Origin of the sequence: Streptomyces sp. H27-C3 (assembly GCF_030063415.1) — a bacterium.
Taxonomy (GTDB): domain Bacteria; phylum Actinomycetota; class Actinomycetes; order Streptomycetales; family Streptomycetaceae; genus Streptomyces.
This window is the reverse complement of record NZ_JASITA010000005.1, coordinates 74,766-93,689: the sequence shown is the minus strand read 5'-3', so window position 1 is coordinate 93,689 and position 18,924 is coordinate 74,766. Positions and strand designations below refer to the sequence as shown.

At 69.6% G+C, this 18,924-nt stretch carries 16 protein-coding genes; 13 read left to right on the top strand and 3 right to left on the bottom strand.

The features are described from left to right. The first annotated feature begins 77 nt into the window (after window positions 1-77). The 6 genes from ftsZ (at window position 78) to QMK30_RS06500 (ending at window position 5,134) form a co-directional block, all read left to right on the top strand. Window positions 78-1,289, top strand: coding sequence for a cell division protein FtsZ (gene ftsZ, locus QMK30_RS06525; protein WP_283516202.1), 1,212 nt, complete (start codon window positions 78-80; stop codon window positions 1,287-1,289). Then, window positions 1,286-2,029, top strand: a complete 744-nt coding sequence (pgeF, locus tag QMK30_RS06520; protein ID WP_283516201.1) for a peptidoglycan editing factor PgeF — start codon at window positions 1,286-1,288, stop codon at window positions 2,027-2,029. Before ftsZ ends, pgeF begins: the two co-directional genes overlap by 4 nt. A 3-nt stretch (window positions 2,030-2,032) precedes the next feature. Beyond that, complete coding sequence (locus QMK30_RS06515) at window positions 2,033-2,752, top strand: YggS family pyridoxal phosphate-dependent enzyme (protein WP_283516200.1); 720 nt, start codon at window positions 2,033-2,035, stop codon at window positions 2,750-2,752. Window positions 2,753-2,891: 139 nt separating this feature from the next. Next, window positions 2,892-3,497, top strand: coding sequence for a cell division protein SepF (locus QMK30_RS06510; RefSeq protein WP_283516199.1), 606 nt, complete (start codon window positions 2,892-2,894; stop codon window positions 3,495-3,497). A gap of 79 nt (window positions 3,498-3,576) precedes the next feature. Then, entirely contained in the window at window positions 3,577-3,861 is a 285-nt protein-coding gene (locus QMK30_RS06505) for a YggT family protein (RefSeq protein ID WP_283516198.1), read from the top strand. A 49-nt stretch (window positions 3,862-3,910) separates the two neighbouring features. Beyond that, a complete protein-coding gene (locus QMK30_RS06500) occupies window positions 3,911-5,134 on the top strand; it encodes a DivIVA domain-containing protein (RefSeq protein WP_283516197.1) in 1,224 nt (407 codons plus the stop codon). Between the two features lie 315 nt (window positions 5,135-5,449). Here the strand turns inward: QMK30_RS06500 and ileS are convergent, their stop codons facing one another. Continuing rightward, the gene (gene ileS / locus QMK30_RS06495) at window positions 5,450-8,632 is read right to left on the bottom strand and encodes an isoleucine--tRNA ligase (protein WP_283516196.1); all 3,183 of its coding nucleotides are present in this window, start codon (window positions 8,630-8,632) and stop codon (window positions 5,450-5,452) included. Window positions 8,633-9,173: 541 nt separating this feature from the next. On the opposite strand from ileS, the gene QMK30_RS06490 reads away from it, so the two are divergent. The 6 genes from QMK30_RS06490 to QMK30_RS06465 all read left to right on the top strand — a co-directional run bounded on the left by QMK30_RS06490 (window position 9,174) and on the right by QMK30_RS06465 (window position 15,257). Beyond that, the gene (locus QMK30_RS06490; RefSeq protein WP_283516195.1) at window positions 9,174-9,959 is read left to right on the top strand and encodes a TraR/DksA family transcriptional regulator; all 786 of its coding nucleotides are present in this window, start codon (window positions 9,174-9,176) and stop codon (window positions 9,957-9,959) included. A gap of 133 nt (window positions 9,960-10,092) precedes the next feature. Next, window positions 10,093-10,743: a signal peptidase II gene (gene lspA, locus QMK30_RS06485; RefSeq protein ID WP_283516194.1), complete on the top strand. Its 651-nt coding sequence runs from the start codon at window positions 10,093-10,095 to the stop codon at window positions 10,741-10,743. 17 nt (window positions 10,744-10,760) lie between these two features. After that, window positions 10,761-11,702, top strand: a complete 942-nt coding sequence (locus QMK30_RS06480; RefSeq protein ID WP_283516193.1) for an RluA family pseudouridine synthase — start codon at window positions 10,761-10,763, stop codon at window positions 11,700-11,702. Further along, window positions 11,699-12,169, top strand: a complete 471-nt coding sequence (locus QMK30_RS06475; RefSeq protein ID WP_283516192.1) for a GNAT family N-acetyltransferase — start codon at window positions 11,699-11,701, stop codon at window positions 12,167-12,169. The genes QMK30_RS06480 and QMK30_RS06475 overlap by 4 nt, the downstream gene beginning before the upstream one ends. Before the next feature lie 286 nt (window positions 12,170-12,455). Next, a complete protein-coding gene (locus QMK30_RS06470; protein WP_502963077.1) occupies window positions 12,456-13,478 on the top strand; it encodes a glycoside hydrolase family 5 protein in 1,023 nt (340 codons plus the stop codon). A gap of 192 nt (window positions 13,479-13,670) precedes the next feature. Continuing rightward, window positions 13,671-15,257: a Na+/H+ antiporter gene (locus QMK30_RS06465; protein ID WP_283516191.1), complete on the top strand. Its 1,587-nt coding sequence runs from the start codon at window positions 13,671-13,673 to the stop codon at window positions 15,255-15,257. Between the two features lie 79 nt (window positions 15,258-15,336). On the opposite strand, the gene QMK30_RS06460 is transcribed toward QMK30_RS06465, so the two are convergent. Then, window positions 15,337-16,455, bottom strand: coding sequence for a mechanosensitive ion channel family protein (locus QMK30_RS06460; protein ID WP_283516190.1), 1,119 nt, complete (start codon window positions 16,453-16,455; stop codon window positions 15,337-15,339). A gap of 42 nt (window positions 16,456-16,497) precedes the next feature. Between QMK30_RS06460 and QMK30_RS06455 the strand changes: the two genes are divergently transcribed. Further along, entirely contained in the window at window positions 16,498-17,067 is a 570-nt protein-coding gene (locus QMK30_RS06455; RefSeq protein WP_283516189.1) for a dienelactone hydrolase family protein, read from the top strand. A 107-nt stretch (window positions 17,068-17,174) separates the two neighbouring features. On the opposite strand, the gene QMK30_RS06450 is transcribed toward QMK30_RS06455, so the two are convergent. Continuing rightward, on the bottom strand, window positions 17,175-18,830 hold the full coding sequence (locus QMK30_RS06450; RefSeq protein ID WP_283516188.1) for an alkaline phosphatase D family protein: 1,656 nt from the start codon (window positions 18,828-18,830) through the stop codon (window positions 17,175-17,177). Window positions 18,831-18,924: the final 94 nt, after the last annotated feature.

Below are 18,924 nucleotides of genomic sequence, written 5' to 3'. Positions count from 1 at the left end.
ACCGTCCCAATCGGCATCAGTCGTCGCGGCGCTGCAACTCCGCGGCGGCACGTAACTCGAGGCGAGAGGCCTTCGACGTGGCAGCACCGCAGAACTACCTCGCAGTCATCAAGGTCATCGGTGTCGGCGGCGGTGGTGTCAATGCCATCAACCGAATGATCGAGGTCGGTCTCAAAGGCGTCGAGTTCATCGCGATCAACACGGACGCACAAGCGCTGTTGATGAGCGACGCCGACGTCAAGCTCGACGTCGGACGGGAACTCACCCGCGGCCTCGGCGCCGGAGCCAACCCGGCAGTCGGACGCAAGGCGGCAGAGGACCACCGTGAGGAGATCGAGGAGGTCCTCAAGGGGGCCGACATGGTCTTCGTCACCGCCGGCGAAGGTGGCGGCACCGGAACGGGCGGCGCACCTGTCGTCGCCAACATCGCGCGCTCGCTCGGCGCCCTCACGATCGGCGTGGTCACCCGCCCGTTCACCTTCGAGGGCCGGCGTCGCGCGAACCAGGCGGAGGACGGCATCGCCGAGCTCCGCGAAGAGGTCGACACCCTCATCGTCATTCCCAACGACCGGCTGCTGTCCATCTCGGACCGTCAGGTCAGCGTGCTCGACGCGTTCAAGTCGGCCGACCAGGTACTGCTCTCGGGCGTCCAGGGCATCACCGACCTCATCACCACCCCGGGTCTGATCAACCTCGACTTCGCGGACGTCAAGTCCGTGATGTCCGAGGCCGGATCCGCCCTGATGGGCATCGGCTCGGCACGCGGCGACGACCGCGCGGTGGCCGCCGCGGAGATGGCGATCTCCTCGCCGCTCCTGGAGGCGTCCATCGACGGCGCCCGCGGTGTGCTGCTCTCCATCTCCGGCGGCTCGGACCTCGGTCTCTTCGAGATCAACGAGGCCGCGCAGCTGGTGAGTGAGGCCGCGCACCCCGAGGCCAACATCATCTTCGGTGCGGTCATCGACGACGCGCTCGGCGACGAGGTGCGGGTCACCGTGATCGCCGCCGGCTTCGACGGCGGACAGCCGCCGACCCGCCGGGAGACCGGTCTCGGTGCGGGCGCGGGCAGCAAGCGCGAGGAGTCCACGCCGTCCCGCCCCGCGGAGACGTCGCGGTCCACCGGCGGCATCGGCACGGTTCCGCCGCGCGAGGAGACCCCGGCCCCGGCCGAGGCCGCCCCGGTGAGCGAGTACACCAGCACGCCGGTCTCGCCGCCGCACGTGCCGCCGGCCCGCCCGTACCAGGACAGCCAGGCCGAAGAGCTGGATGTCCCGGACTTCTTGAAGTGACCGTGCAGCACGACGCGATACACCCGGACGGCGCGCACTTCGCCTTCACCGACAGGTGGGGCGGGGTGAGCGCCGTTCCGTACGCGGAGCTCAATCTCGGTGGCGCGGTCGGCGACGAGGCCGCCGCCGTACTGGCCAACCGGGACATCGCGGCCAAGGCGCTCGGCCTCGACCCCTCGCTGGTCGTCTGGATGAACCAGGTGCACGGGCGTGAGGTGGCCGTCGTCGACGGACCGTGGGGCGAAGGCACCGCGCGCATCCCGGCGGTCGACGCGATCGTGACCGCCCGGCGCGGGCTCGCCCTCGCCGTTCTCACCGCGGACTGCACCCCCGTCCTGCTGGCCGACCCCGTCGCCGGCGTCGCGGCGGCCGCCCACGCCGGGCGGCCCGGTCTGGTCGCGGGGGTCGTCCCCGCCGCCGTCGAGGCAATGATCACACTGGGCGCCGAGCCGTCCCGGATCACCGCCCGCACCGGCCCCGCCGTCTGCGGACGCTGCTACGAGGTGCCCGCGCAGATGCGGGCCGAGGTCGCCGACGCGGTGCCCGAGGCCTGGTCGGAGACGAGCTGGGGAACCCCGGCCGTCGATGTGAGCGCCGGGGTGCACGCGCAGCTCGAAGCGCTCGGCGTACGGGACCGGCAGCTCTCGCCGGTCTGCACCCTGGAGTCGGGTGACCACTTCTCGTACCGCCGCGACCGCACCACGGGGCGGCTCGCCGGATATGTCTGGCTGGACGGATGACGCATGACGGATCGCAAGTCTGAACTCGCGGCGAACCTGAAGCAGGTGGAGGAACGTATCTCCACCGCTTGTACGGCCGCCGGGCGCAAGCGCGAAGAAGTAACCCTGATCGTGGTCACCAAGACCTACCCCGCCAGCGATGTACGGCTGCTCGCCGAGCTCGGCGTGCGCCATGTCGCGGAGAACCGGGACCAGGACGCGGCTCCCAAGGCGGCCGAGTCCGCCGGGCTGCCGATCTCCTGGCACTTCGTGGGACAGCTGCAGACGAACAAGGTCCGTTCTGTGGCGTCCTATGCCGATATCGTGCAGTCCGTGGACCGGGCGAAGCTCGTCACCGCGCTTTCGACGGCGGCGACGGGGGTCGGGCGTGAGCTCGGCTGCCTGATCCAGGTCGCCCTCGACGCCGGGTCGGGCGAGCGCGGGGAGCGGGGCGGTGTGGCACCGGACGGCATCGAGGAATTGGCCGCGAAGGTGGCCGGGGCCCCGGGCCTGAGGCTCGACGGTCTGATGGCGGTCGCGCCTCTGGCGGGACCGTACGAGGGGCGCCAACGTGAGGCATTCGAGCGGCTGGTGGAATTGTCATCCCGCCTGCGCGCGGCGCATCCTGCTGCGAACATGGTCTCGGCAGGGATGAGTGCGGACCTTGAGCAGGCCGTAGTGGCCGGGGCGACACATGTACGCGTCGGTACTGCGGTACTCGGAGTCCGACCCCGCCTCGGGTAACGTCGCGAAGCAAGTCGGACCACAGCAGAAAATATGGTCATTCCCACCAACAGGTGGGCAGGCCCAGTGGATCGCGGGCACTTGGTGACGATGCCGATGGTGACGATGCCGATCCACCACAGAGCGGAGGACTCAGAGAATGGCCGGCGCGATGCGCAAGATGGCGGTCTACCTCGGCCTCGTGGAGGACGATGGGTACGACGGCCGGGGTTTCGATCCCGATGACGATTTCGAACCCGAGCCGGAGCCCGAGCGGGAGCACCGGCGGCACCAGCCACCGCACCAGGACCGGCACGAGGATTCCGTGCGCGTGGTGCAGCCTCCCGCGCAGCGCGAGCCGGTTCCGCTCGCGGCGGAAAGCGGACGACCGGCGCGAATCGCTCCCGTGGCATCCATCACACCTGAACGCCCGAACCTGGAGAAGAACGCACCGGTGATCATGCCCAAGGTTGTGTCCGAGCGGGAGCCCTACCGCATCACCACGCTGCACCCGCGGACCTACAACGAGGCCCGTACCATCGGGGAACACTTCCGCGAGAGCACTCCCGTGATCATGAATCTCACGGAGATGGACGACACGGATGCGAAGCGACTTGTCGACTTTGCGGCAGGACTCGTCTTCGGTCTGCATGGCAGCATTGAACGAGTGACGCAGAAGGTGTTCCTGTTGTCGCCTGCTAACGTCGATGTCACGGCGGAGGACAAGGCCCGTATTGCAGAGGGCGGCTTCTTCAATCAGAGCTGAGACGCGACACACGTGACACAGGGGAACGACCCCGGCCGGGAGGCCGGACCGTGAGGGTATGGGGAGAGGGAAGTACGAGATGGGCATTGCACTACAGGTGATCTACATCGCGCTGATGTGCTTCCTCATCGTGCTGATCTTCCGGCTCGTCATGGACTACGTTTTCCAGTTCGCGCGCTCATGGGAACCCGGCAAGGCGATGGTGGTCGTTCTGGAGGCCACCTACTCTGTCACCGATCCACCGCTCAAGCTTCTGCGGCGGTTCATTCCGCCGCTGCGTCTCGGGGGCGTGGCACTCGACCTGTCCTTCTTCGTTCTGATGATCATCGTCTACATCCTGATCAGCATCGTGGTCAAGATGTGAGCGATACGGTCTTGCCGACTGCCGACGACTACGTAGAGGTGAAGAAGAGATGCCGCTGACCCCCGAGGACGTGCGGAACAAGCAGTTCACGACCGTCCGGCTCCGAGAAGGCTACGACGAGGACGAGGTTGATGCCTTCCTCGACGAGGTCGAGGCCGAACTGACGCGACTGCTCCGCGAGAACGAGGATCTGCGCGCCAAGCTGGCCGCCGCGACGCGTGCCGCCGCGCAGAACCAGCAGCAGGGCATGCGCAAGCAGGAACAGCAGGATCGACCCGGTGCGCCCGTGCCCGCGGCCATATCCGGCCCGCCGGTCCAGCAGCAGCCCCCGCAGATGGGTCCGCCCCAGCTGCCCGGTGGTGCTCCGCAGCTGCCCGCGGGTCCCAGTGGTCACGGCCAGCAGGGCCAGCACGGCCAGCAGGGCCAGCACGGTCCGGGCCCGCAGGGCCAGCACGGCCAGGTCCAGCAGCACGGTCCGGGTCCGCAGGGCCAGCACGGCCCCATGGGCCAGGGTCCGATGGGCCAGGGACAGATGGGTCAGGGCCCCATGGGCCAGGGCCAGATGCAGAACCAGATGCAGAACCAGATGGGCGGCCCGATGGGCGGCCCCATGGGCAACCATGGACCGCAGCTCCCGCAGCCCGGTCAGGCACCCGGTGGCGACAGCGCCGCGCGTGTGCTTTCGCTGGCGCAGCAGACCGCGGACCAGGCGATCGCGGAGGCCCGTTCCGAGGCCAACAAGATCGTCGGCGAGGCGCGCAGCCGCGCCGAGGGCCTGGAGCGGGACGCCCGCGCCAAGGCGGACGCACTGGAGCGGGACGCGCAGGAGAAGCACCGTGTCGCGATGGGCTCGCTGGAGTCCGCCCGCGCCACCCTTGAGCGCAAGGTCGAGGACCTGCGCGGCTTCGAGCGCGAGTACCGGACCCGGCTGAAGTCCTACCTGGAGAGCCAGCTGCGTCAGCTGGAGACCCAGGCGGACGACTCGCTGGCTCCGCCGCGGACCCCGGCGACCGCTTCGCTGCCGCCGGCTCCGCAGATGAGTGGCTCGATGGCTCCGGCCGGTGCGGGCGCGATGGGGCACTCCATGGGCAGTCAGCCGCCGATGGGCGGCCACGGTGGCCAGCAGTCCAACGCTCCGTCCTACGGCGGCCAGCAGCAGATGTCCCCGGCGATGACTCAGCCGATGGCGCCGGTGCGGCCGCAGGCTCCGCAGCCGATGCAGCAGGCGCCTTCGCCGATGCGCGGCTTCCTCATCGACGAGGACGACAACTGACGGGCATGCGCGCGCTGAGCGCGTAGCCGTCGGCAGGCTGAGGGCCGGGCCCCGGGGATTCACTCCCCGGGGCCCGGCCCTTTTGGCGTGCGGGGCGGGCCCCGGGTGCGGGACGGGGGTGCGGCGGGGTGGCGCCTGGGGCGGGCTGTTCCCCTACCCGGCCCTTCCCACAACCGGGGGCTCCGCCCCAGACCCCGGTCCTCAAACGCCGACAGGCTGAAGTACGTGCGGCATCGGGGAAACGTTCAGTCCGCACGGCGAAACAGCGAAGGCCCGGCCGAAGTCGGCCGGGCCTTCGCTCGCGCGAGTTGAGGCCTACACTTCGGTCTTCCGCAGCCGGAAGGTGAGGGACAGGCCCTCGTCCGTGAACGGGTCGCCGTAGGTCGTGTCCGCCTCCGCCTCCGCCGCCGCGAAGTCCAGCGCCAGGACCTCCTCCGCGATGAGCTTGGTGTGCGCGGTGAGGGCCTCGGTGGTTTCCGGGTCCGTCGTGCTCCAGCGGACCGCGATACGGTCCGCGACGTCCAGACCGCTGTTCTTGCGGGCCTCCTGGATCAGGCGGATCGCGTCGCGGGCCAGGCCCGCCAGGCGCAGCTCCGGGGTGATCTCCAGGTCCAGCGCGACCGTGGCGCCCGAGTCGGAGGCCACCGACCAGCCCTCGCGGGGGGTCTCGGTGATGATGACCTCGTCCGGGGTCAGGGACACCGGCTCGCCGTCGACCGTCACCGTCGCGGTGCCTTCGCGCAGGGCGAGGGACAGGGCCGCCGCGTCCGTCTCGGCGATCGCCTTCGCCACTGCCTGGACGCCCTTGCCGAAGCGCTTGCCCAGTGCGCGGAAGTTCGCCTTGGCCGTGGTGTCGACCAGGGAGCCGCCGACCTCCGAGAGGGAGGCCAGCGAGGTGACGTTGAGCTCCTCGGTGATCTGGGCGCGCAGCTCGGGGGAAAGGGCTTCGAAGCCGTGGGCCGCGATCAGTGCGCGGGACAGCGGCTGGCGGGTCTTGACGCCGGACTCCGCACGCGTCGCGCGGCCCAGCTCGACCAGGCGGCGTACCAGCGCCATGTGCTGGGAGAGCGCGGGGTCGATCGCGGAGAGGTCGGCCTCGGGCCAGGTGGAGAGATGGACCGATTCCGGGGCGCCCGGCGTGACCGGGACGATCATGTCCTGCCAGACCCGCTCCGTGATGAAGGGGGTGAGCGGGGCCATCAGCCGGGTGACCGTCTCCACCACGTCGTGCAGGGTGCGCAGCGCCGCCTTGTCGCCCTGCCAGAACCGGCGGCGCGAGCGGCGTACGTACCAGTTGGACAGGTCGTCGACGAACGACGAGAGGAGCTTGCCGGCGCGCTGGGTGTCGTACGACTCCATCGCCGAGGTGACCTGGTCGCTCAGGGCGTGCAGCTCGGACAGCAGCCAGCGGTCCAGGACCGGGCGGCCGTCCGGGGCCGGATCGGCCGCGGACGGGGCCCAGTTGGACGTACGGGCGTAGAGCGCCTGGAAGGCGACCGTGTTCCAGTACGTGAGGAGCGTCTTGCGGACGACTTCCTGGATCGTGCCGTGGCCCACGCGCCGCGCCGCCCACGGGGAGCCGCCGGCTGCCATGAACCAACGCACGGCGTCCGCGCCGTGCTGGTCCATCAGGGGGATGGGCTGAAGGATGTTGCCCAGGTGCTTGGACATCTTGCGGCCGTCCTCGGCCAGGATGTGGCCCAGGCAGACGACGTTCTCGTAACTCGACTTGTCGAAGACCAGGGTGCCGACGGCCATCAGCGTGTAGAACCAGCCGCGGGTCTGGTCGATGGCCTCCGAGATGAACTGCGCCGGGTAGCGCTTCTCGAAGAGCTCCTTGTTCTTGTGCGGGTATCCCCACTGCGCGAACGGCATCGAACCCGAGTCGTACCAGGCGTCGATGACCTCGGGCACTCGCGTCGCGGTGAGCGCGCAGCTCTCGTCCGGGCAGGGGAACGTCACGTCGTCGATGTACGGGCGGTGCGGGTCGAGCGACGACTGGTCGGTGCCGGTCAGGTCGGTCAGCTCGGCGCGCGAGCCCACGCAGGTGAGGTGGTTGTCCTCGCAGCGCCAGATGGGCAGCGGGGTGCCCCAGTAGCGGTTGCGGGACAGCGCCCAGTCGACGTTGTTGTTCAGCCAGTCGCCGAAGCGGCCCTGCTTGACCGAGTCAGGGAACCAGTTGGTCTTTTCGTTCTCGCGCAGCATCGCGTCCTTGACCGCGGTGGTGCGGATGTACCAGGACGGCTGCGCGTAATAGAGGAGCGCGGTGTGGCAGCGCCAGCAGTGCGGATAGCTGTGCTCGTAGGGGACATGACGGAACAGCAGTCCGCGGTTGCCCAGGTCCTCGGTGAGCGCCTCGTCTGCCTTCTTGAAAAAGACGCCGCCGACCAGCGGGACGTCCTCCTCGAAGGTGCCGTCGGGGCGGACCGGGTTGATGACCGGCAGACCGTACGCCTTGCAGACCAGGAGGTCGTCCGCGCCGAAGGCGGGGGACTGGTGGACGAGACCGGTGCCGTCCTCGGTGGTGACGTACTCGGCGTTGACGATGTAGTGGGCTTCAGCAGGGCTGTGCCCATTGGTTCCCTCGACGCCGCTCGGGAACTCGACCAGCTCGAAGGGGCGTTGGTACTTCCAGCGCTCCATCTCCGCGCCGGTGAAGCTCTCGCCGGTGGCCTCCCAGCCCTCACCCAGGGCCTTTTCGAGCAGCGGCTGTGCGACGACGAGCCTCTCCGCGCCGTTCGTCGCGACGACGTAGGTGACGTCGGGGTGCGTGGCGACGGCTGTGTTGGAGACCAGGGTCCAGGGAGTGGTCGTCCATACGAGGAGCGCCGCATCGCCGGCCAGCGGGCCCGAGGTGAGCGGGAAGCGGACGAAGACCGAGGGGTCGACGACCGTCTCGTAGCCCTGCGCCAGCTCATGGTCGGACAGGCCGGTGCCGCAGCGCGGACACCACGGAGCGACGCGGTGGTCCTGGACCAGCAGGCCCTTGTTGAAGATCTCCTTCAGCGACCACCAGACCGACTCGATGTAGTCGGGGTCCATCGTGCGGTAGGCGCCGTCGAGGTCGGTCCAGTACCCCATGCGGGTCGTCAGCTCGGCGAAGGCGTCGGTGTGCCTGGTCACCGAGGCGCGGCACTTCGCGTTGAACTCCGCGATGCCGTATTCCTCGATGTCCTTCTTGCCGGTGAAGCCCAGCTCCTTCTCGACGGCCAGCTCGACGGGCAGGCCGTGACAGTCCCAGCCGGCCTTGCGGGCGACGTGGTAGCCGCGCATGGTGCGGAAGCGCGGGAAGACGTCCTTGAAGACGCGGGCCTCGATGTGGTGGGCACCGGGCATTCCGTTGGCGGTCGGCGGGCCCTCGTAGAAGACCCACTCGGGGCGGCCCTCGGACTGATCGAGGCTCTTCGCGAAGACCTTGCTCTCGTGCCAGAAATCGAGCACGGCGTGCTCAAGGGCGGGCAGGTCGACCTGGGCTGGCACCTGGCGGTACTGCGACATCGGTTCCTCCGGCGGACGTGGCAACTCCGTCGGAGGGACGAGAGTGAGTGCTCCCGCGGTACCACCCTCCTTGACCGCCGACGGTGCCGGCGGCCCCCTCATTGGGGTCGCGATGCCGGTTCTACTGACCCCTGAGGGCGTTCTTCCGGCGGCTCCGGGGTGATGCTTCACTTCGCGCTCGTCCCCGGGCTCTCACCGTCCCCGGGTCGCTCATGACTGCGTACGACGCTACTGGTCCCCGTCATCGCCTTTCGCAGGGCCCAGTGTACGGGCCGCCGGGCCGGGAGACCGCCTGGTTTCCGCAAGGCGCCGGGGGGCAGCGCCGCTAGCCCGAATGGCCATACGGACCCCGATCGGCTCCGGCTGCTTCCGGGCGGCGGATTACCCGGCGGAGAGCATGGGCACAACGGATGCAGACCCGCCGTGTCGACCGTGCGGCGCGGTCTACCGGCGGCGTGCCCCGTTGCCGCGGGGCTGGGGTCGATTTATCGTCCCAGCACGATTCGCGCGCAAGATCACAAAATGTGAAGGGGCCGCGGCCATGGTGGCTGAGAAGACCGCCGTACAGAAGAAAACGGCGTCCGAAGGATCCACTGGTACGGCGGCTGACAACGCTGACGGGGCCGGTGGGAAGAGGGCGGCCGCAGCGAAGACCGCCACCGCCAAGAAGACTCCCAAGAAGACCGCCAAGAAGACCGCGAAGAAGGCGGTCGCGAAGAAGGCGGCACCTGCCGCAAAGGCGCCTGCCAAGAAGGCGGCTGCGAAGAGGGCCGCTCCTGCGGCCAAGGGGGCGGCTCAGGCCGCGGAACAGACAGGAGCCAAGACGGTGGTTGCGAAAAAGACTCCGAGCAGGGCGTCGGCCGTCAAGAAGGCCCCGGCGGCCACGGCCGCGGCGGTTCCCAAGTCCCGCACGGCAGCCGCGGCGGACGTGGGCGAGCTCGCGGTCCGGCCGGGTGAGGATCCGTGGACCTCGTCGGAGATCGCCGAGGCACGGGCCGAGCTGGAGAGCGAGATCCTGCAGCTCAGGGCCGAGATCGCCACGCTGGAGGAGGCGGTGTCCGGGCTGATGCGGGACTCCGGTGGTGGCGCGGGCGACGACGACGCCGACACCGGCACCAAGAACATCTCCCGCGAGCACGAGCTGGCGCTGGCCGCCTCCGCCCGCGAGCGGATGGAGCAGACCGAGCGGGCGCTGGACCGGCTGGACGCGGGCACGTACGGGCTCTGCGAGATCTGTGGCAAGGCGATCGGCAAGGCGCGCATGCAGGCCTTCCCACGCGCCACGCTGTGCGTGGAGGACAAGCAGAAGCAGGAGCGCCGCTCCTGAGGGCCGCCGAAAGCCACCGAGGGCTCCGAAGGACCGTGGCCGGACCGCCGCGTGGCTGGTCCGGCGCCTCGGAGTCCGTACGTGTGTGCCGTACCCTCGTGCTCTAGTCAGGCACCTAGGTTGAGGGACTCACGTGGCAGAGGCGGAGCGCATCATCGGTACGCCGGATACCCCTGAGGCCGGAGGCGCCGAGCCGGAGCGGCCCTCCGACGCGGCGGCCCGGCCCGAGGGCGGTGGCGAGCTCGATGCCGAGGTCGGGACCGGCGCGGGGGACCCAGCCGAGGAGCCCGCGAACAGGGGCAGGCGCAGGATCGCCGCGCTGTTCGTGGTGACGCTCGTCGCCTATCTGCTCGACCTCGGCACCAAGATGCTCGTGGTGGCGAAGCTGGAGCACCACGAGCCGATCGAAGTCGTCGGGGACCTGCTCAGGTTCGAGGCGATCCGGAACGCGGGCGCCGCCTTCGGCATCGGCGAGGCCTTCACGGTGATCTTCACCTGCATCGCGGCCGCCGTGATCGTGGTGATCGCCCGGCTCGCGCGCAAGCTCTACAGCCTGCCCTGGGCCATCGCGCTGGGCCTGCTGCTCGGCGGTGCGCTGGGCAACCTCACCGACCGGATCTTCCGCTCGCCCGGCGTCTTCGAGGGCGCCGTCGTGGACTTCATCGCGCCGGCGAATTTCGCGGTCTTCAACCTGGCCGACTCCGCCATCGTCTGCGGCGGCATCCTCATTGTGATCCTGTCGTTCCGGGGCCTGGACCCCGATGGGACCGTCCACAAGGACTGACAAGGCATACTCGACAGGTGAGTACGATTCCCGAGGTTCGCACCCTGCACGTTCCCGATGGCCTAGAAGGCGAGCGCGTCGACGCCGCTATTTCCCGCATGTTCGGCTTCTCCCGTACCAAGGCGGCCGATCTCGCCGCCGCGGGAAAGGTTCAGGTCGACGGGGCGGTGGTCGGGAAGTCGGAACGGGTGCACGGCGGGGCCTGGCTCGAGGTGGAGCTGCCACAGGCCGCCGCGCCCGTGCAGATCATCGCCGAGCCCGTCGAGGGCATGGAGATCGTCCATGACGACGACGACATCGTCGTCATCGTGAAGCCGGTCGGAGTGGCCGCCCACCCGAGCCCCGGCTGGACCGGCACCACCGTGATCGGCGGCCTCGCCGCCGCCGGATACCGGATCTCCACCTCCGGCGCCTCCGAGCGCCAGGGCATCGTGCACCGCCTTGACGTCGGTACGTCCGGCCTCATGGTCGTCGCCAAGTCGGAGCGCGCCTACACCCTGCTCAAGCAGCAGTTCCGGGAGCGTACGGTCGACAAGCGCTACCACACGCTCGTACAGGGCCACCCGGACCCGATGAGCGGGACCATCGACGCCCCGGTGGGCCGCCACCCCCAGCACGACTACAAGTGGGCCGTGACGGCCGAGGGCAAGCCCTCCGTCACGCACTACGACCTCATCGAGGCCTTCCGGGCCGCGAGCCTGCTGGACGTCAAGCTGGAGACGGGCCGCACGCACCAGATCCGCGTGCACATGTCCGCCCACCGCCACCCGTGCGTGGGCGACCTCACCTACGGCGCGGACCCGACCATCGCCAAGCGCCTCGGCCTGACGCGGCAGTGGCTGCACGCCGTGCGGCTCGGCTTCGAGCACCCGTCCGACGGCCAGTGGGTCGAGTACGCGAGCACCTACCCCGAAGACCTCCAGAACGCGCTGGACGTGATCCGGGCGGAGAGCGAGTGAGGTCGGTTTCGTACGTCGTCCGGGTCGCCGACGGGCCCGCGGACACCGAGGCCTGCTTCGCTGTCCGCAAAGAGGTCTTCGTCGTCGAGCAGGAGGTGCCCGCCGACATCGACCACGACGCCTACGACGCCCTGGCCGTGCACGTCCTGGCCGTGACCGACGAAGGGCTGCCGCTGGGCACGGGACGGCTGCTGCACGGCCCGGGGGCGGCCGGCCCGACCGGTGGCGACGCGACGGTCGGCTCGCTCGGTCGGCTGGCCGTGAGCCGGGCCGCACGTGGGCTCGGTGTCGGGGCCGCGCTGGTGCGGGCGATCGAGGACGTGGCCGGGGAGCTCGGCCTGAGCGCCGTCGACCTGCACGCGCAGACGCACGCGCTGGGCTTCTACGAGCGGCTCGGCTATGCGGCGTACGGGCCGGAGTTCCTGGACGCGGACATCGCGCACCGGGCGATGCGGCGCGCACTGTAGGCGCAGCTCAGAGGATCGACGGGGTCACAGCTCAGGCTGTCGGCCCCGTTTCGCTGTTCCCGGCCCGCGCCCCCTGCCGGCACCCGGCAGTCCTCCTGTCGCCTCGTGCTGCCACTCTCCCGCTCCCGCAATAGTTAGTAAAGTTTCCCAACACTCTTGACGGAGACTGGAAACGACCCTAACTTTCACGTCCATGAAGCGGATTCCACGGACTGGACTGTCATGTCCATGGTGTATCTGCCACTGAACTCCCGTACCGGAACCCCCAGCCCAAGGGAGCGTCACCATGCACCGACGTACGATGCGGCAGCGCAAAGCCCTGCTCGTCGCCTCAGCTCTCGGGGTCGTGATCGCGCTGCAGACGCCGGCCGGCGCCAAGCCCCTCGCGACCCCCGTCTCCGAGAACGGCCAGCTGAAGGTCTGCGGCAAGCAGCTGTGCAACCAGCAGGGGCAGCCCATCCAGCTGCGCGGCATGAGCACACACGGCACCCAGTGGTACGCGAAGTGCGTCACGGACGGGTCGATGGACGCGCTCGCAGGCGACTGGCGTGCCGACGTCCTGCGCGTCTCGACCTACGTTCAGGAGGGTGGCTACCAGACCGACCCGCAGCGCTTCACCAGCCTCGCCCAGAAGTTCGTGGACGGAGCCCACAAGCGCGGCATGTACGCCGTGATCGACTGGCACATGCTCGACCCGGGCGACCCCAACTTCAACTTCGAGCGCGCCAAGACCTTCTTCACCGCGATGGCGAAGAAGTACAAGGACAATCCCGGCGTGCTCTACGAGATAGCCAACGAGCCGTCCGCGACGAGCTGGTCCAGGATCAAGTCGTACGCCGAGAAGATCATCCCGATCATCAGGGCCCAGGACCCCGACGCGGTGGTCCTGGTCGGCACGCGCGCGTGGTCCTCGCTCGGCGTCTCGGAGGGGGCGGACGAGAAGGACGTGGTGAACAGCCCGGTCAACGCCTCCAACATCATGTACACGTTCCACTTCTACGCCGCCTCGCACAAGACGGAGTACCTGGACGCGCTCAACCGGGCCTCCGACAAGCTGCCCATCTTCGTCACCGAGTTCGGGACGCAGGACTACGCGGGCGAGGGCGCCAACGACTTCGCGCAGTCCCAGCGCTACATCGACCTGATGAAGCGCAAGAAGATCTCCTGGACCAACTGGAACTACTCCGACGACAACCGTTCCGGCGCCGTCTTCAAGACCGGCACCTGTAATGGGACCAACTGGACAGGGACCGGTGTGCTCAAGGAGGCCGGCGTCTGGATCCGGGAGCGGGTCCGCAGCGACAGCTGAGTGACGGCCGGCCCGCGGCCGGTGGAACCACAGCCGGTCGGCCCGCAGCCGGTCGAACCCGCGCCCTCGCCGTGCACGGCGAGGGCGCGGGACTGCCCGTGCGGCGCGGGGGCCACTGCTCGGTCGAGGGGGGCGAGCGTGGCAGTCTGGGGGCCTTGATCGTCCAGGTCTCGTACTGCCGGAGGGCGCACCGTGGATCAATTGGCCCTGCTGTTCGTGTTGCTGTTCGGGGCCGTGATCACGGTGCCGCTGGGTGAGCGGATCGGCTTGCCGGCGCCGATCCTGATGACGCTCGTCGGGATCGTCCTGGCGCTGCTGCCGTTCGTGCCGAACATCGAGGTTCCGCCCGAGTACATCCTGCCGCTGGTGCTGCCACCGCTGCTGTACGCCTCCGTGCAGCGCACCTCCTGGCGGCAGTTCACAGCGAATGTGCGGCCCATCCTGCTGCTCGCCGTGGCGCTGGTCTTCGTCACCACGGCCGCCGTCGCCGCCGTGGCCAACTCCATCCTCCCCGGGCTGCCGATCGCCGCGGCCATCGCGCTCGGCGCGCTGGTGGCCCCGCCCGACCCGGTCGCCGCGACGGCCGTCGCCGGATCGCTCGGGCTGCCGCGCCGGCTGGTGTCGATCCTGGAGGGCGAGGGCCTGTTCAACGATGTGACCGCCATCGTGCTGTACCACGTGGCCATCGCCGCGGCGGTCAGCGGCACCTTCTCGTGGCCCGCCGCGGTCGGGGAGCTCGTCCTGTCCGCCGTGGTCGCCGTGGTGGTGGGCCTCGGGCTCGGCTGGCTCACCGTCAAGCTGATGGGCTTCCTGGGCGACGCGACCCTGCAGATCGGCCTGACCCTGCTCGCGCCCTTCGTCAGCTATGTGCTGGCCGAGGAGTTCAAGGGGTCCGGTGTGCTCGCCGTCCTGGTGATCGCGCTCTTCCTCGCCGAGCACGCCACCGACGCCGACGACGTGCTCGGCCGGCTCGCCGGGCAGACCTTCTGGCAGATCGTCGACACCCTCGTCACCGGTGTCGCCTTCGGCCTGATCGGTCTGGAGCTGCATGTCGTCTTCGGGACGGCCGACGGACGCCTGTCCGAGATGCTCGGCTGGGGCGCGGCGATCGTCGGGGTCGTCGTCGGCGTGCGGCTGTTGTGGCTGCTGCCCGCGACCTGGCTGGCCAAGCGGCTGCACTCGCTGCGCGACTACGACGAGGAGATCCCCGTCAGCTGGCGCGAGACCGTCATCATGTGGTGGTCGGGCATGCGGGGCGTGGCGTCCGTCGCGCTGGCGCTGGCCATCCCGCTCAAGACGGAGGACGGCTCTCCGTTCCCGGCCCGGGACGAGATCATCTTCGTCGCGTTCGCCGTCATCATGACGACGCTCGTCTTCCAGGGGCTGACGCTGCCCTGGCTGGTCAGGAAGCTGGGTGTGCGCGCCGACACGGACCTGGAGCGGCTGGTCGAGCACGAACTCGCGGTGCGGGCGGCGAAGGCCGCCAAGCGCAGGCTCAAGGAGATCGAAGAGGTCGAGGACCTGCCCGAGGAGGTCGTCGACCGGCTGCACCGGGGCGCGTACGACATCGGTGCCAGGATCAGCCCCGAGATCATCGACGAGGAACGCCGGGAGGCGTTCGCGCAGCGGGCCGAGCGGGTGAAGTCGGTGCAGCGGATCCAGCGGGAGATGCTGTCGGCCGCCCGCCACGAGATTCTCTCGGCGCGCAGCGAACCGGGCGCCAACCCCGAGATCGTCGACAAGGTCCTGCACCAGCTGGACATCCGCAGCCTGCGCTGAGCCGACCGGACGGGGTGCCTCACCGGGTAGGCGCGCCTGCCGGGGGCGCGCCCACGCCGGGTGGCGCCGCTCGTGGCCGTCAGCCGCGACCGGTCTCGTCGGCGCGCGGCGGGCGGCCGTCGGCCTTGCCCAGCTCCGGCCACTGCCCGTCCGGCGGCAGGGCGGCTGCGGCGGTGGTCGTGGTGATCCGCGGCAGCGCGTACGGATGCTTCTCGCACAGCCAGGCGATCAGCTGCTCGCGCACCGCGCACCGGGCCGTCCAGATGTCGTCCGCGTCCTTCGCGGTGACCACGGCACGCACTTCCATGGTGCTCGGCGTGGTGTCGGTGACCGCCAGGCTCCAGTCGCGGCCGTCCCAGGCCGCGCAGGTGCCGAGGATCTCCTGGAGCTTCTCGCGCATCAGGCTCACCGGGGCGCTGTGATCCAGCTGGAAGAAGACCGTGCCGGTCATCTGGGCCCCGCCGCGCGACCAGTTCTCGAACGGCTTGCTGGTGAAGTACGACACCGGCATCGTGATCCGGCGCTCGTCCCAGGTCCGTACGGCCAGGAAGGTGAGGGTGACCTCTTCGACGACACCCCACTCGCCGTCCACCACCACCGTGTCGCCCAGCCGCACCATGTCGCCGAAGGCGATCTGGAAGCCGGCGAAGAGGTTGCCGAGGGTGGACTGGGCGGCGACACCGGCGACGATGCCGATGATTCCGGCGGACGCAAGCATCGACGTACCGATCGCGCGCATGTTGGGGAAGGTCAGCAGAATCGCCGCGACCGCCACGACCACGACGACCGCCGTCACGATCCGCATGATCAGCGTCACCTGGGTGCGGACGCGCCGGACCCGGGCCGGGTCGCGCGTCGATGACGCGTAGCGGGCGTAGGTCGTCTCGACCACGGCCGAGACGATCCGGATCACCAGCCAGGCACTGGCGCCGATCAGGACCAGGGACAGGGCCCGGCCGATGCCGGGCTCGTGGTCCTGGATGAGCTTGATCTTCGTCTGGCCGTAGGCCCCTCTCAGCAGAGCGGTCAGCAGGACGACCTGGAGCGGCAGCCTGCAACGGCGGAGCAGGCCCCACAGCGGGGTCTCGTGGTGGCGGGCATCGGTACGACGCAGCAGTACGTCGGCGGCCCAGCCGACGAGCAGCGTGAGCACGACCGAGCCGCCGATGACGATCAACGGGCGCAGTACGTTCTCCATGGCTTAGAAACTAGCTCCGAATCGAAATGGGAGGATAGCGGGATGGACATCATTCTCTTCCACTCCGTCTACGGTCTGCGTCCGGCGGTGCACGCCGCCGCCGAGCGACTGCGTGCCGCCGGGCACCAGGTGCACGTGCCCGACCTTTTCGATGGGCAAACGGCCGGGACCACTGAGGAAGGGATGGCGCTCAAGGACAGCTTCGGCCGCGACGAGCTGCTCAAGCGGGCAGTGCTGGCCGCGGCGCCGCACTCCGAGAGCGGGCTGGTGTACGCCGGATTCTCCTTCGGCGGGTCCGTCGCGCAGACGCTGGCACTCGGTGACGAGAAGGCGCGCGGGCTGCTGCTTCTGCACGGGACCTCGGACATCGCGGAGGACGCGTCGGCGCCCGACCTGCCGGTGCAGCTGCATGTCGCGGACCCGGATCCCTTCGAGCCGAACGACTGGCTGAACGCGTGGTACCTGCAGATGCGGCGGATCGGTACGGACGTGGAGGTGTATCGGTATCCCGGGGCGGGGCACCTCTACACAGACCCGGAGCTGCCGGACTTCGACGCGGAATCGGCCGACCTGACGTGGAAGGTCGCGCTGGGATTCCTGGCGACGCTGTAGGGCGCGCCACACCGTGCCCATGCCGCCGTTGCCGAGCCGCTCCAGCAACTCGAAGCGACCGTCGACGACTCTGTGCCCCCGGTTTTCCCCGCCCCCGTTCATGCCCGTCAGAGTACGGGCTGGTACACCCGCTCCACCCGCTGAGTGCCCGAAAGGGTGCGGTACGAGCGGGCCCAGCGCGACGTCGCGTCCTGCTTCGTCTTGTCGGAAACGACGAAGTAGTCCATCTGTGAGCGCTCGCCGGTCACATCGAGGACGCCGTAGCCGTGCGAGTCCATGTCGAGCCACTTCACATGCCGGTTGGCCGCCTTGATCGCCGTGGCGGCGACCAGCGAGACGGTCTGCGGCGCGACATGCAGGATGTCGTCGAGGTTGTCCGAGGACACCGAGGTCACCACGAACTCGGTCGCAGCGGACTGCGACAGCGGATACGTCGCCGCCTTGACCGGTACGTCGTTGGCCCACGCCATGTGGATGTCGCCGGTGAGGAAGACCGTGTTCCTGATCGCCCGGTCCTTGAGGTGGCCGATCAACTCTTTGCGGTCGTCCGTGTAGCCGTCCCACTGGTCGGTGTTGACCGCGAGGCCCCCCTTGGGCAGCCCGAGCAACTCGGCCAGTGGCGCCAGGAGATGGGCCGGTACGGAGCCGAAGGCCACCGGCGAGATCATCACCGAGGTGCCGACCAGTTTCCAGGTGGCGTCCGAGGAGGCGAGTCCCGACTTGAGCCAGTCCAACTGTGCGCGGCCGGTGATCGTACGCTCCGGGTCGTCCACCGCGCCGCTGCCGACCTTCGCCTGCTCGGAGCGGAAGGACCGCAGGTCCAGCAGGTGCAGATCGGCGAGCCTGCCGAAGCGCAGGCGGCGGTAGACGGTGCCCTCGGTGGAGGCGCGGACCGGCATCCACTCGAAGTACGCCTGCTTGGCGGCGGCCACCCGCGCGGCCCAGTCGCCCTCGGCGCCCGGAGTGTGGTTCTCCGCGCCGCCCGACCAGGCGTCGTTGGCGAACTCGTGGTCGTCCCAGATCGCGATGACCGGGTGCGCGGCGTGCAGGGCCCGCAGATCGGGGTCGGTCCTGTACTTGCCGTGCCGGGTGCGGTAGTCGGCGAGGGTGACGATCTCGTGCTTCGGCTCGTGCTCCCGTACGACGTACTCGGGCGCTGGGTAGCCGCCGCTCGCGTACTCGTAGAGGTAGTCGCCGAGATGGAGGACCGCGTCGAGGTCGGCGCGGGCGGCGAGATGCCGGTACGCGGAGAAGTGGCCCGACTCCCAGTTGGCGCAGGAGACGACCCCGAAGCGCACTCCGGGCGTGGCGGCGTCGACGGCCGGAGCGGTACGGGTGCGGGCGGCGGGGGATCTGACGCCGTCGGCCGAGAAGCGGAAGTAATGGGCGGTGGCCGGGCTCAGGCCTCGTACGTCCACCTTGACCGTGTGGTCGGAGGAGGCGCTCGCGGTCGTCGTGCCGCTGTTGACGACCTGGGAGAAGCCCTTGTCCAGAGCGATCTCCCAAGTCACCGCCACATCGGGCCCCTTGCCGGAGCCGGGGACGGCGTCGGGGGTGGGAGTGACGCGGGTCCACAACAGGACGCCGTCGGGCAGCGGGTCGCCGGAGGCGACTCCGTGGAGGAACGCGGAGGTTCGCGTCCCGGCGAAGGCACTCGGGCCGGCCAGGACGGGTATGGCGACGGCGGGCACGGCAACAGCGGTGGCGGCAGCGGCTTTGACGACCGCGCGGCGGCTGGGGGCAGAGGAGAGTCGACTGGTCACGGACGATCACATTACTGAGCGGTAGGCCCGAAGGGCAGGCGAATCGCTTGAATGTTCGCCTGCCCTTTCGTGGAATGTTCCGTGACACTCGCCG